Source organism: Mesotoga sp., assembly GCF_035363035.1.
GTDB lineage: Bacteria > Thermotogota > Thermotogae > Petrotogales > Kosmotogaceae > Mesotoga.
The window spans coordinates 1-13728 of sequence record NZ_DAOSEH010000018.1 but is presented as its reverse complement, the minus strand read 5'-3'; the positions used below and the strand labels follow the sequence as shown (position 1 = coordinate 13728).

Below are 13728 nucleotides of genomic sequence, written 5' to 3'. Positions count from 1 at the left end.
TCAAAACACCTCCGAAAGTTCGACCGGTCTGAGCAGTTCTGCCGACAGGTTGGCCGCCAGCGCGACTCTCAACGATTCTATGGCCTCTTGCCCGTTAACGGAGACTTCCCTGTCTTCCTCAATCGAGAGTATGAAAGACTTCAATTCTTCGGTGTACGGATCGAAATAGGCCGGATTCTCCTGCGAGTATTTCGGCTTTCCGTCGATCGAGGTTTGCAGACGAAGCGTCGTCTCTCTCTCGTAGCTGTTGGTTATCATTCCCTTAGTGCCGACGAACTCGTAGAACGTTCCGAAGTTGACAGGCATCCCGGCCGGTTCGGCCCAGCTGCCTTCGATGTGCGCCAGGGCGCCGGATTCGAACCTCAGAATCGCCATGCCATGATCGAAAGAGTCCTTCTTCCTCTCCGAGCTCAGCGCTACGGACCTAGCTTCGACGGTCTTCACCGGACCCAGCAGTTTTCTGAGAAAGTCGAAATCGTGTATGGAGAGATCTACGAAGACGCCGCCGCTCTTGGCTGTATTTGCGAACCAGTTGCCTACGCCGTGAGATGGGAAGGAACCTCCCCTGTAAACTCTTGCCATGACGATTTCACCGACGTCTCCGGCGGCCGCGAGCTCCCCCACTCTTGCGTACTGCGGAAAAAATCTTACTACGTGGCCCACCATGAACTTCCTGCCGCTCTTTTTGGCCGCCCAGTCCATCGCCCTGGCGTCTTCGATCTTGAGCGCCACGGGCTTTTCGCAGAAAACGTGCTTGCCGGCCTCCAGCGCCCTGACGGCAAGCTCCCTGTGCATAAATGTCGGCGTACAGATATCCACTATATCCACGCCGCCCTTTCCCAGAACTTCCTCGAAACTGGCGACGGTCGCTCCATATTTGTCGGAGATCGCCTTCGCCCTGCTTTCGACCGGATCGACTATCCAGAGGGAATTTTTTTGATCGATGGCCTTGTAGGCCCTCGCGTGGACGTTCCCCATCATCCCCGCTCCAAGTATCGCTATAGAGTGCATCTCGCTCCTCCTTTTCTCTCTTCCGGTTTGAATATATCGGCTTCGTTCAATCCGATGCAATACAACACTCTGGTTATGAACTCTCTCTTCAAAAGCTGTTCCGGACAGTGCGAATCGGTTCCGTAAGAGAACCTCACGCCCCTGCGCTGTAGGAGATCGATCACCTCCAGCCTGGGCGATGCGGACATCTCGTGAATCTCCACGGCCACGCCGCTCTTTACGAGGACCGGAGCTATCGAGGCGTACCAGTCGAGGGTGAGATACTTCGTGGCGTAGTAACGCTCGATCTCGCGCCTTTCATCGAAGGTCTCGCCGTTAGCTCCAAGAGGCGTCAGGGGAAGGTATCCCTCGACATGACCTAGAACCTGAAAGCCTCCCTTTTCTATTCCGCGCTCTATGTAAGTCCTGTACTCTCTCCAGTAGTCGGATTCGCTTTTATGTCTTCCGTTTACCCTGTGTACGCTGGCGATCAAGAAATCGAAAGGTGGCGCCCCAGTCGGAAGCATCAAACCGTCCGGTCCCAGCCCCGTCTCGCCACCAAGAAAGACTTCTATGCCAGAATTTTCCGCTTCCTTTTTGAACCTGTTGAAGAGGTCCATATAATGGGCTTCCGACACGGCCACAGAATGGGGCAACCCCGTTTCGAAGTGATCGGTTATCCCGCATTTCGACAGGCCGGCACGTTTTAGCGCAGTCAGAAGCTCTTCGAAGGACATCGAACCATCGGAAAAGACCGTATGAATGTGAAAGTCAAAATCAACGCCCATCATCACAGCTCCAGATGTTTTCACCATCGAATTTCCTTTCGCTTTCTATCGAGAGAATCCTCAGTGTCGTCGGTACGATATCGGCCAGTCTTGCCGCCGGTATTCTACGGCTTTTCAACATACTACCCTGGAAAGCGATCACGGTTCCCTCCTCGCCCTCGGTTCCATGATAGCCGAATCCCCCCGTTTCCACCAGCGCACCGGCCGTGGTCACGCCTTTGTTCAGAGTGCAGGCTATATCTCCGTAACGGCCGTTGCCAAGGCTCTTCAACTCTTCTTTAGAATAGACGCGCCAGAGTTCTCTCTCGTTTCTCAGACGATCGACTATCTCCAGGCGAAGGTCCCTGGCTCTCTCGCTCAGAAGAAAGATCGGCACGGTGGGGTATCTAAGCATCGCAACGTCGATCTTCGAGGGTGAATCGCCCTCGCTCAGGAAGGTCGCCTTCAAATTCATGGAGGCGAAGAACTCCTCGATCGAAAAACCGCTTGCCCTGTCGGCGTAGCTCATCGAATGATCCGAGGAGATAACCAGGAGAAACTCCCTTCCCTTCCAGACCTCCAGAAGCCTGCCGATCGCCGCGTCTATCTTTTCAACCTCGGCCAGAGTCCTTTCGTGGAAAGGGCCGAATCTGTGACCGGCCGCATCCACGGCCTGAAAAATCGTGAAGACGGCGTCGAATTCCTCCATGCAACCGGCGATGAGACGCGTCATCCCCGTCGTATCGCCCCCGTCGGTCTGGGTGTAGGTAATTCCTGGACGTCCTTCGAGCATGAAATGCTGTACCGAGGCCACCCTGTAACCGTTCTCGACCAGTATATCGCCTATCGTCGCCACTTTCAGATCGCGCAACCTTCCCCTCACCCTGCCTGTCGCCAGATCCAGTCTGGTATTACACTCGATTCCATGACGGTCGGGGAGGCAGCCGGTGAGTATGGTGCTCATCATAGGCGTCGTAAGCGTGGGGAAGTGGGAAGTCGCCCTCTGAACAGACAACCCTTCCTCCATTATCCGCTTCATCACCGGCGCCCTTGCCCGCGCGAGGATTTCCGGACCGAGCGCGTCGACGGTTATGAAAAGCAACCGCGGTTTCATCTTTCCATCTCCAGTAAAGCCACAACCGGCAGGTGATCGGAGGCCGGCGAGGGGACGGTGTAGACGTTGACCGGCCGGAATTCACGGCTTGCCAGGATATAGTCGATCTGCGGGCCGGGGTTGTTCGAAGGTATCGTATGCAGGTCGATACCCAGCGAATGGTTCACCGATCTCAGGTCCTCTATCACTTCCTTCATGCGGTTATCGAGATCGAAATACTCTACGTTGAAGTCTCCGGCCACTATCGCCGGCAAGCCGCTTTCCAGCACTATGGAGTAGATCGCGCCCAGCTCGGTCTCGATCTCCTTTATGCCGGCCAGACCGAGATGGGTGCCTACCACCAGAACCTGCACTCCATCTATATCGACAGTCACGATGGCCGCCCCGCGCTTTGCGGCATTTAGCCACTTCGGCTGGGGCAGGGTGACGCTACTGGCTTGGACTATCTCGAACCTGGAGAGTACGGCGTTGCCGTAATAGCTCGTCTCTTCGGTTGGCCCGAAGAAGAGGTTCATGCCGAGCGCTTCGGCGATCTCCCCGGCCTGGTGCGCTCCGGCCGTTCTCGGATTGCCCTGATCGACTTCGTTGAGTATAAGGATGTCTGGCTCTTCGGAAAGGACGACGTCTATTATCCTCTGCAGGTCGACGACATCGTCGATCCCCCTGGCGTGGCGAATGTTGTAGGTCATCACCTTCAGCGTCAGGGCCATTGATGTCATTCCAAGCAAAAGGAAGAGACAGATCAGAGCTTTTTTCATCTCACTTCACCCCCAGAATCTCCAGAAGTATTCTGTGAACATCGCTCAGATGGAGAAAGCCGGAGAAGCTCTCGCTCCCGGCTCCGTAAGAGAGGATCGGCACGTAAGAGGCCGTGTGGTCTCCGCTGCACCAGGCGATTTCGAGGTTGATCGCCCTCTCGTCGCCCATGATTATACTCAGGCCGCCGGTCTCGTGATCGGCCAGTATCAGGAAGAGAGTCCTCGAGTGGTCGAAGCTGTCCAGAAGCAACCCGACGGTCTTCTGGAAGGCAAGCAGCTCGGCCTTGACCGCCGCATCGTCGTTTATGTGCGAAGCGTCGTCTATCCTGGCCGCCTCGACCACCAGAAAGAGTCTCGGCCCGGCGATCAATTCGAGGCTCTTGCGGACGATCTCAGGCAGAGGCATCTCGTTGGGCAGTAAAACGTTTTCGAAGCTGTTGTCGCCCATCGAGACGAAGGCCATGCTCCCCTTCTTCTCGCCGATAGGTTCGAAAAGCTTTTCGAACTGCAGGCCGTAAACGCCGTAACCACTGGCTGCCAGTCTCTCGAGCGCTCCGTTCTTTTTTGGCTTTCCGGTGAAGGGGTTCAGGCCGAGTTTTTCCAGTCCGCCGGCTACGAAGAGATCTATATCGCAGGCTATTAGATCCTCGGTTATCTGGAGATCGTCGGTTCTGAAGGCGTGCGCGTAGAAAGCGGCAGGCGTGCCGTCGTAATATCTGGCGTTGGTTATCATCGCGACCTTCCAGCCCCTCTCTTTCAGCACCGTTGCCACCGACTGCACGGGGTTGCCCGATGGATCGAGCCCGGCGGCGTTGTTGACCGTTCTGACTCCGGAGAAAAGGGCGGTGGCCGCGGCGGCCGAGTCGGTTATCAGGGCATCTACAGGCGAATTTAGACCGAGGGAGACCCTGAAGAGTCTCGTCGCCGGATTCTCCCCGTAGAGCAGTTCCGAGAGGAAGAGATGGTTGAAGCCCATACCGTCGCCGACGACAAGAACCACGTTATCCGGCGCGGCGAAAGACAGCGAGACGATCGACAGCAGTAAAGCAAACAGCAAAACTCTCATCGACAGAATTCTCTCCTTTCTTAACCTTTGAGACCAGTCATGGTTATACCCTGAATGAACTGCCTCTGCAGGAAGAGGTACAACACTATTATCGGAATAATGGCCATGGCGGCAGCCGTTATCTGCAAGTGTATCAGGTCTCCATACCTCTGTGTGAAGAATTGAACGCCCAGCTGCACGGTCCTGTGCCTGTCGTCGTTAACTACTAGCAAAGGCCAAAGGAAGGCGTTCCAGGTCGACATGAAGGAGAAAACGGCCAGCGCCGATAGCGGCGCCTTCAGATTTGGCAGGATGATCCGTACGTAGGTACCGAACTCGGAAGATCCATCTATTCGTGCGGCGTCGAGTAGATCGTCGGGTATGTTGACGATGAATTGCCTCATCAGGAAAGTACCGAAGATACTCACCGAACCGGTTATTATCAGTGCAAAGTAAGAATCGACCAGTCCTAGATCGTAGACCATTATATAAAGCGGAATGATGGTTACCGGGAAGGGTATCATCATCGCCCCCAGTATGACCTTGAAGATAATCTCCCGGCCTTTGAAACGGTACTTGGCGAAGGCGTAACCGGCCAGACTCGAAGAGAAGAGGTTCAGAACGACCGAGGAGAAGGTTACCAGGAGACTGTTGAGATAGTACCTTACGAAGGGGACGGTCTTGAATACTTCTATGTAATTGTTCAAAGTGAGCTTCTTCGGCAGGAACTTCGGCGGAAACTCGAATAGCTCTCTCTGATCCTTGAAAGTCGAGAGAAGCATCCAGACGAAGGGCATCAGCATTATGAAGGCGAAGATGATCAAAAGAGCATACGCCAGCGTGTAAAGAACGACCTTTGAAGTTCTTCTGGAAGCCATCTCATTCCTCCTTTAGAAGCCGTGTTACTCTCATCTGTATAAGGGAGATCGTAAGTATGATCGCGAAGAGGATTAGCGACATCGTACTGGCATAGCCCATTTGAAGCCTGCTGAAACCGTATTCCCAGATGTAATAAACGGCCGTTTTCGTTTCGGCGTTGCCGCCGGTCATCATATAAATCTCCGAGAAAACCTGTATCGCACCGATCGTGGAGGTTATGAACACGAAGACGAGCGACGGCTTCATCAGCGGGATCAGTATATACCTCAGTCTCTGCCAGCCGTTCGCGCCGTCGATCTGCGAGGCTTCAACCGTGGTTCTGGGTATATCGTTGAGCCCTGCCAGAAAGATGATGATATCATAACCCACTCCCCGCCAGACGGCGACGGCAGCGACGGCCCAGATGGCAGTTTTGGGATCGCCGAGCCAGTTGACCGGCGGTATGCCGAATACGCTTAGCACATAGTTCGCCACGCCGTAGTAGGGGTTGTATATCCAGTTCCAGATGACGCTCACCGCCACGACGGAAGTGACGGTCGGTAGGAAGTAAACGACCCTGAAAAAGCCCTTGAACTTCGGGATGGCGTATATCAGAAAGGCGAAGAAGAAAGCTATCAGTATCTTCGCTGGAATCACGCCCAGAGCGTACTTGAAACTTATCCAGATCGACCGCCAGAAGTACTCGTCAGAGAAGGCCTTTTCGAAGTTGGCCAGACCCACGAAGGGCTTGTTCGCGATCAGTATGTTCCACCTTCTGAAACTTATAAAAAGCGCGAAGAGGGCCGGAAAGAACGTCAAAAAACCTATTCCCGCCAGCATGGGCAGAAGAAAAAGGTACGGTGCCCTCTTACGGTCTCTGAAAAGCGTTATCGCAGCCACGACTATCAGCAGAGCGCCGGCGGCGAGGAGATACCAGCCCGCCCCGGCCACTTTGAAGAAATCCAGAAAGAACTTGGACTTCAGGGCCGGTTTCCACTGCTCCTTAGAAAAGAGGCAGGCGAGATCGAGAAGCAACAGGGCCAGCGAAAGAGCGAGCGTCAGAAAAACCTTTCCGAACGTGAAGGCCGCAATACAGGCCAGAGCGAGCGGAACCATGATGAACGGCAGACTGACGCCGGCCAGAGAGAAGTCCCAGGCCATCAGACTTTCTTTACCGCTCGCGAAGGGCAGGAAAAGCGATAACGCCATCAGCAGTATTCCCGTGAAAAACATCACTTTGCGTTTACCCGACACCATACCTTCTACCTCCAATCAAGGGCCTTTTCAGGCCCTTGAGTCAGAACTGACTGAAAGTCTCCTCGAGATAAATGTTGATCTCTTTTATCGCCTTCTCCAGTGCGGTTTTCGGATCCATGTTGTTGTTTATGATCTCGTTGTAGGCTATCTCCCGCAGCTCCGAAGCCGGATCGGCCCAGCCCCTTGAGAAGGTCGGCACGGCGTATTTTAGAGACTCGAAAATTGGCACATAAAGATCGTTGGAGAGCAGCTCGGGATCTTCGAGAACCTTCTTCAGCGAAGGGAGTTCTCCGGTCTTCAGCATCCACTTCTTCTGCGCGTCGGCCGAGGTTATGTAGGTCAGCCACTTCGCGGCGGCCTCGCTGTCGTCGGTATCGCTCATTATAACAAGCGCCCAGTTGGTTATAACGTTGGCTCTCGAACCGGTTCCCGGGTGGGCCGGAGCGAGCGCCGTCTTGAAGAGCAGATCCTTGCTTCCCGTGCTCAGGAACGAACCGACCATGGCGCCGTGACCGAAGACCATGGCCTGTTTGATCTGCTTGAAACCGGTCCATCTGCTTCCGAACTCGGGAACATAGACCTTCTCGACCTTCACCGCATCGGTGATGAACTTCAAAGCTTCGAGCTGGGCCTCTTCGAAAACTATCTTTTCGCCGCTTTCATCCCAGAAAGTGGCTCCGGCTTGGCGCATGAAGGTCTCGACAACCGGATGATAGCCTGCTATTCCCCAGCCAGATTGCACCATCTTGCCGTCCTGCCAGATCGTGGTCTTTCGCGCGTATTCAATCAGCTCGTTCCAATCCTGCGGTGGTCTGTTCGGATCGAGTCCGGCCGCTTCGAAAAGGACGGGATTGTAGAAGAGAACAATAGTCTGGACATCGGTGGGAACACCATAGACCTCTCCCTCTATTACCAGCTTTTCGACCGCGGCCGGTATGTAGTCGTTGATGATACTTTCAGGAGTGACGACACTTTCGGGGAAAGGCTGAATCAAACCGTAGTTGTAAAACTCAGTCATAGCGTTCGAAGGGATCTGGGCGACGTCTGGGCCGCTCCCGGCCGCAAGGGCGGCGAGCAACTTGGTCTTGTACTCCCCCTCTGGAATGGCCTGCAGCTCGATCTCGATATCGGGGTTGGCTGCCATGAATTCTTCGACCATCTCCAGTATAAGCTCAACACGGGCCGGGGAGTAATGCATCCAGTGGGTGATCGTCGTCTTCGCGATGATCGGAGAGACTAGAAGCACCACCATGAAAAGTATCGACAGAACTCTCTTCATAATTCACACCTCCTGTTTTTCAAGCAAAGCGGAAAGAGCCACTGCCAGCGGTACCAGCATCAGCCTTTCCGTAGATACCGTTACAGTTTCGAACCTCAGATTCTTTCTCTTTATCGCCGTGGTGAAGATGTACTCTCTCAGGTAATCGAAAGTTCTGGAATTGTATACCGGGTTCTGGTTGTTCAACACGACCGTTTCTACACCGAGAAAATCGACCACGTTGGCTATCGCCGCACCGAGAAGGTCCAGCAACTGCTCGAAGACCTCGGCGAACTTTCTGTCGGAGGATACGGCGTACTCCTGGCTCAGAACTCCCAGCAGCGCCCTCTCGGGTTGTTTCAGATGAGACTCGTTAAGGTGAAAGGAGAACATTTCCATAAGACTCTCTTTGGCGAAGTAGGCCGAGAGACAGCCTCTCTTCCCGCACCAGCAGAGCGGTCCGCGGGGATCGAGCTGGAGATGCCCGAGCTCCCCGGCACTCCCGTGAGGCCCTCTGAAAACCCTGCCGTCGATCACCAGCGAAGAGCCGAAGCCTTTGTCTATATAGAGGATGTCGGTCTCCCGGACTCTGCCGAAGAGGATCTCCGAGTATATTAGGGAATTGGCGTCGTTTTCGACCGTCACCGGACAGTCGAGAGGGCCGAGTTTCTCTCCGAGAAAGACTCTTTCCCCGCCTGTGTAGAAGGCGTTCGTGACCGAGGCCGTCGCCCTTTCAACAATTCCCGGAGTGACGATGCTGAAAGAGACGAGCCTGTCCAGCTCTACTCCCCTCTCTATAAGCCTCTCGGGCAAAGCCGCCAGCCCCTCTTCCACATCGGTTCTTCCATGTCCGATACTGAAAAAATCTTTGATCCTTCCGGAAAGATCGCCCAGCGAAACATCGAAGCAGTTGGAGCGGATGTTCACCCCGCCGACCGATCTTGAATTTCCGTCGAGAGTGAGCGGCGTCGAAGGACGTCCCCGGGTCTTTCTCGGCTCGACTTCCTGCTCGGCGAGCAATCGCTTTTCCATCAGCTGGTTCACGACCCTCGAGATTGTCGCCTTGCTCAGTTTTGTGAGCGCCGTTATTCTGGCGCGAGAAAGGCCGTCCTGGCGCCACAGGCAGGCAAGGACCGTCCTCTCGGTATCGTTCAATTGAAGCAAATCACTCTTCTCCCAGATCGGTTATGTAGATGTCGTAGCCGCCCATTCCGGTATTTCTATCGGCCGATGTGAAGATCAGAGTCTTGCCGTCTGTCCAGACGCTTCTTTCGTTGTAGATAGAGTTGACGTCCTTCTCGACGTGGATCACCAGAGAGAGCGAAGGATCGTAATAGTAGATGTCGTAGCTGCCGTAAGCGTCGCTTCTGGCGCCATCGACCCAGATCCTGCCCAGCGGATCGACAAAGACCGACCACTCGTCGCCGTCGGTCGAGACCTCTCTGACCAGAACCGGCAGACTCCACTTTCCATCGACCTTCACGGATTTCCAGACGTCTCTCTTACCCACTATTTCGACATCGCCGAACTTTCCCTTGGTGGTAAGATAAGCCACCCTCTCATCGCTACTGACCCATATGTCCCATTCCTGGGTTTCGGTGCTCAGCTCGGGTATCATCACCGGATTCTTCCAGAGGCCTTCGACCGGATCAAAAACCGCCATGAAAAAGTCGTAATCCCTTTCGGTGCCTGTGTACCGGGCGAAGTACATGACCAGAGTTCCATCCCTCTCGACGATGCAGGGGCTTATTTCGTTAGCCTCTGTGTTGATTTCCCCTGGCACCGGTTCCCTCGGTCCCCAGGAGCCGTCGGCCAGTCTCTCGGCACGGTAAATGTCGTAGCTGCCAGCCACGAAGTACAGCGTATTCCCGTGAAGCCATGGCATTCGCTCTATGCCCTCGGTGTTCACGGGCAGATTTTTGGCCTCGAAAGCCAGAAGGGAGACGGCTATCGCCATAACCAGAACGATCAGTACAGCCTTACGCATAAAATCACCTCTCTCACATCGATTTTGAAGCTTTCGGTAACTCTTGCGAGATCTTAACGATTCCCTCTCTATCGAGAATCACTAACCTGTAGCTAAGCGCGGAACCTTCGAGACTCTTTCTTGTGGTGATGGCAAGTATTTCATCGTGGTAATCTATCGCGTCGGAATGCCTGTGGCCGAAGAGGGCAAGCATCAAGTTTCCACCCTCCAGAACTTCGACCAGCTCCTGCCGGTTCGACTCCTTTTCGAAGAAACTCCACCTCGTGTCGAAGGGGTTGTGGTGGGCGAAGAGAACCGTCTTCTTTCGGTCTTTGCCGACCTCTCGCCTCAACCAGTCCATCTGTTCCTCCGACACCATGCCGCTGACCAGACCGTAATCGGAGTCTCCCGTGTCCAGAAAGATATAGCGCCATCCGCCCCACTCGAAGCCGAAGTAGAGCTCGCCGAAGAGCTCCGTCCACACTTCCTTTCCGACGACCTTTCCGGCCCTCTGGCTGTCGTGGTTTCCGGGTATCACAAAGACCGGACATTCGGCGTGCTCGATAAGCGCGCTCCTGAGGAAGGCGTAATCGTCCGGATAGTACTGGGCCGCATCGGAAACGTCTCCGGTAATGACTATCATCGTCGGCTCTTCGCTCTTCGCACCCTCGAGCAACTTTATGAACCCTTCGCGGTTCTCCGGCTTTTTCACCAGGCCCAGATGAATGTCGGTGAGCTGGACGATCCGAACCGTCCGGGAGCTATCGCCGAGATAGACGCTCTTGGGCTCTACCCAGGAGTGGTAACCGGAGGCGCTCCGCGCTACGATCCTCAGATCGTAAAGACCGGCGGCAGCGCTGCCTGTAACTATCGCGTCGTTACCGTTGCACATCACCGGTATCGTCCGGCCTCCCCCTTGAAGGTAGGCCTTCACCGGCACGAAACCCTCTTTCAGACTTATCTCGAATCGAACTTCATTTAGATCCACCATGGCCGGCGATGTCAGGCGCGGCTTGTGGAGAAAATTCTCGACTTCTTCAAAAGGCCCGATTTTTTCTTCCGCAACTTCGACGATCGCCATTTCCCAGCCGGTTTCCGACCGCTTCGCAACGCCGAGTTCAGCGTCTATCCAGAAGGGATTCTTCGACTCTGTGACCTCCGCGAAGAGGGGTCTCACCTCTCCGGTGGTCGTATCCAGCAGGAAGACTTCACCCTTACCGCGATAGTCGGCTACGAAGGCTATCAAGTTAGAGTCGTCATTAACTGCCGGAGATGTTTCGTCAAAGGGAGTGGCCAGAAGTTTTCTCCGGGAAAGTCCGATAGGGCTGTCCAGTTTCGAGAGTTCAACGAGATCCCAGCTTTCGTCGAGATGCTGGAAAACCAGTTCCCCGCCGTCGGACGAAAAGTCGCCCGACTTGGCGTTGACTTCAATCACACTCTCCCTGCCAGAGGCCGTCTCAAGCTCGACCAGTTCCCAGCGGCCGTTGGCCTGTCTGGAAAAGACCACCCTTTCCCCGTCCGGAGAGAGTACGGGCTCGATCTCGTCGCTGGGAGAAGCGAGAAGTTTTTGCAGCTTCTTCGATTCAAGGTCGAGATGATAGATCTCCCAGCTGGAGTTCAGATCATCTGGCGAGATTCTGCAGGCGAAAACGAGTTTATTCCCTTTCACGTCGGGGTACTCGGCCTCGCCCGGCAGTGCGAGCTTTACCAGCGCTCCGTCGATGTATTCGTATATCGCGGGGCCGTTGCCGGCTCGAGTCCCCCCGACGGAGTACGCCGAAAGAAACAACCTTCCGTCCGACGCGCTGGCGAAGATCCTGTCGGCCGCGCTCTCAAGGATCTGGCCATTGCCTGCCTCGCTCCCCTCCTCCTGCGGGACTTCCTCTGCAACGAGAGTTCTGTCGGCAACCGTAGAGAGAAAGATCAGCCGGTTCCGCTGAAGCTCGCTTATGTCGCTTTTTTCGGTCGGCCTCACGTAGTAGTTGCCTTCCTTGTCGAGTACCAGGACGCCCTTCACGGAGGCGTAATCGCCGTTCTCCAGCCCCGAGATATCTATCTGCGCGTAGGAATAGAATTTGACCTTGACCTCGCCTTTAGAATCGTCGTACCCGGAATCGCTCGAGCCGTCTATCGCGAAGCCCCTGGCGATGGTCTCGTTATCGTACTGGCTCACTTTCCCGAAGAACATCACCGGTCTGGCCTCATAAGACGCCAGGGCTGCCCCGGAAGTGTCGCTGAAGAGGATCTTCGGCGCCGGCAGATCGGCATCGTTCGAAAGGACCACGATATCCTCCGGACCGGAGGGAAGAATCACCAGACTGCCGATATCGGTGGAATAACCCACGATCGAGAGCGTGCCCGTCACCCTAACCAGGTCTCCCTTCCTGACGAAAGGCTCTATGAAACCGGCCCCGTAAACGAAGACCCCTGCCGAAGCGTCGGCTATCGCGAAGTAATTCGCCTTGTCGTGCCACTCTCCCGTCGAGACCAGCGCAACACCTTCGACGGTCACTGTCTGGCCTTCGAGAACGTACTTGCCGTCCATCGACGCGCGAAGATCGCCAGGTGTTGCAGTTATCTCCTCCCTGGCCTCCACGACCACGGCCGGCCGGGCCACTTCGCCCTCCAGATCGACAGTGTACAGATCGTAACTTCCGGCGCCGCTCTTCCTGTCGCTCGAAGAGAGAATCAGCGTCTTTCCGTCGGTCCAGACGCTCCTGTCGTTGTACATGGTGTTTATATCTTCACCTGGATGGACGATCTTCTTCGATTGCGGATCGTAGTAGTATATATCGTGGCCGCCGAGAACCTCTTCCCTCGATCCGTCGATCCAGATTCTGCCCAACGGATCGACGAAGACCGACCACTCGTCGCCAGCCGTGTTGAGGGCGGCCACATTGAGAGGGGTCGTCCACTTGCCCTCGACCTTCTCGGACATCCATATATCTCTTCCACCGACCGGAGCGACGCCGCCGTGCGAGCCCTTCGTCGTTATATAGGCCAGAGTCTCGCCCTCGTTGACCCATATCTTCCATTCCTGTGTGTCGGTGTTCAATTCCTTCACCGGCGTCACACCGATCCATTCACCGCTCTTCATATCCAGAACGGCTCTGAAGAAATCGTAGTCGGTGGCGTCGCTGTAACGGGCAAAATACATGACCAGATCATCGCCGCTCCGGACCACGCACGGACTGATCTCGTTGGCCAGAGTGTTGACCTCGCCCTCCACCTGTTTAATTTCGCCCCAGCTGCCGTCCTCTTTCAGAACGATCTGATAAATATCGTAGTTGTTTCCGACGAAATAGAGAACATCTTCAAAGAGCCACGGCATCCTCTCTATGCTGCTCGTACAGAAGGGTAATAGTTTCGCTTCGAAAGCAAATCCCGACAGAACGATCAGGATCGCTCCTACAACGAGTAAAAATCTCTTCCAATTCATATAGAAACCTCCATACCACACCAAAAATATGAGCCGACAGGGGTAGCAATTAGACTTTACAACTAACCTACTGGACGAACCAAACCGTTATAGCCGTTGAATTTCGATCAGACTAAACTACAGGTCATCTCGCGCGGAAATAACACCCCTTTTCTCAACGGGAGCCGTCCGGTATTTAGTTTCACCTCGAGACTAATAAACCACCGAAAGGGCGAGAAGAGGAGAGAAAAGAGAGAGCGAAAATGGGGACTGACCGGTTCCTGTGGTCTGTTGTAG

At 54.8% G+C, this 13728-nt stretch carries 11 protein-coding genes; all 11 read right to left on the bottom strand.

All coding sequences use genetic code 11. The features are described from left to right. The 11 genes from PKX57_RS04675 to PKX57_RS04625 are packed head-to-tail and all read right to left on the bottom strand — an operon-like array spanning position 1 to position 13452. Complete coding sequence (locus PKX57_RS04675) at positions 1–1011, bottom strand: Gfo/Idh/MocA family protein (protein ID WP_472416227.1); 1011 nt, start codon at positions 1009–1011, stop codon at positions 1–3. Then, positions 999–1778 carry a PHP domain-containing protein gene (locus PKX57_RS04670; RefSeq protein ID WP_472416225.1) on the bottom strand — a complete coding sequence of 260 codons (780 nt, stop codon included), beginning with the start codon at positions 1776–1778 and terminating at the stop codon, positions 999–1001. The genes PKX57_RS04675 and PKX57_RS04670 overlap by 13 nt, the downstream gene beginning before the upstream one ends. Then, on the bottom strand, positions 1768–2871 hold the full coding sequence (locus tag PKX57_RS04665) for an alkaline phosphatase family protein (protein ID WP_472416223.1): 1104 nt from the start codon (positions 2869–2871) through the stop codon (positions 1768–1770). The genes PKX57_RS04670 and PKX57_RS04665 overlap by 11 nt, the downstream gene beginning before the upstream one ends. Next, positions 2868–3629: an endonuclease/exonuclease/phosphatase family protein gene (locus PKX57_RS04660; RefSeq protein WP_472416221.1), complete on the bottom strand. Its 762-nt coding sequence runs from the start codon at positions 3627–3629 to the stop codon at positions 2868–2870. Before PKX57_RS04660 ends, PKX57_RS04665 begins: the two co-directional genes overlap by 4 nt. A 1-nt stretch (position 3630) precedes the next feature. Further along, positions 3631–4695 (bottom strand): alkaline phosphatase, encoded by a 1065-nt coding sequence (locus PKX57_RS04655; protein WP_472416219.1) that lies wholly within the window; start codon positions 4693–4695, stop codon positions 3631–3633. Positions 4696–4715: 20 nt separating this feature from the next. After that, on the bottom strand, positions 4716–5552 hold the full coding sequence (locus PKX57_RS04650; RefSeq protein ID WP_214075428.1) for an ABC transporter permease subunit: 837 nt from the start codon (positions 5550–5552) through the stop codon (positions 4716–4718). 1 nt (position 5553) lies between these two features. After that, positions 5554–6789: a carbohydrate ABC transporter permease gene (locus PKX57_RS04645; RefSeq protein WP_472416217.1), complete on the bottom strand. Its 1236-nt coding sequence runs from the start codon at positions 6787–6789 to the stop codon at positions 5554–5556. Positions 6790–6829: 40 nt separating this feature from the next. Then, positions 6830–8068 carry an ABC transporter substrate-binding protein gene (locus PKX57_RS04640; protein WP_472416216.1) on the bottom strand — a complete coding sequence of 413 codons (1239 nt, stop codon included), beginning with the start codon at positions 8066–8068 and terminating at the stop codon, positions 6830–6832. Positions 8069–8071: 3 nt separating this feature from the next. Then, positions 8072–9211 carry an ROK family transcriptional regulator gene (locus tag PKX57_RS04635; protein ID WP_472416214.1) on the bottom strand — a complete coding sequence of 380 codons (1140 nt, stop codon included), beginning with the start codon at positions 9209–9211 and terminating at the stop codon, positions 8072–8074. A gap of 1 nt (position 9212) precedes the next feature. Beyond that, a complete protein-coding gene (locus PKX57_RS04630) occupies positions 9213–10034 on the bottom strand; it encodes a hypothetical protein (RefSeq protein ID WP_214047929.1) in 822 nt (273 codons plus the stop codon). Between the two features lie 13 nt (positions 10035–10047). Next, positions 10048–13452, bottom strand: a complete 3405-nt coding sequence (locus tag PKX57_RS04625; protein ID WP_472416212.1) for a metallophosphoesterase — start codon at positions 13450–13452, stop codon at positions 10048–10050. Positions 13453–13728 lie beyond the last annotated feature (276 nt).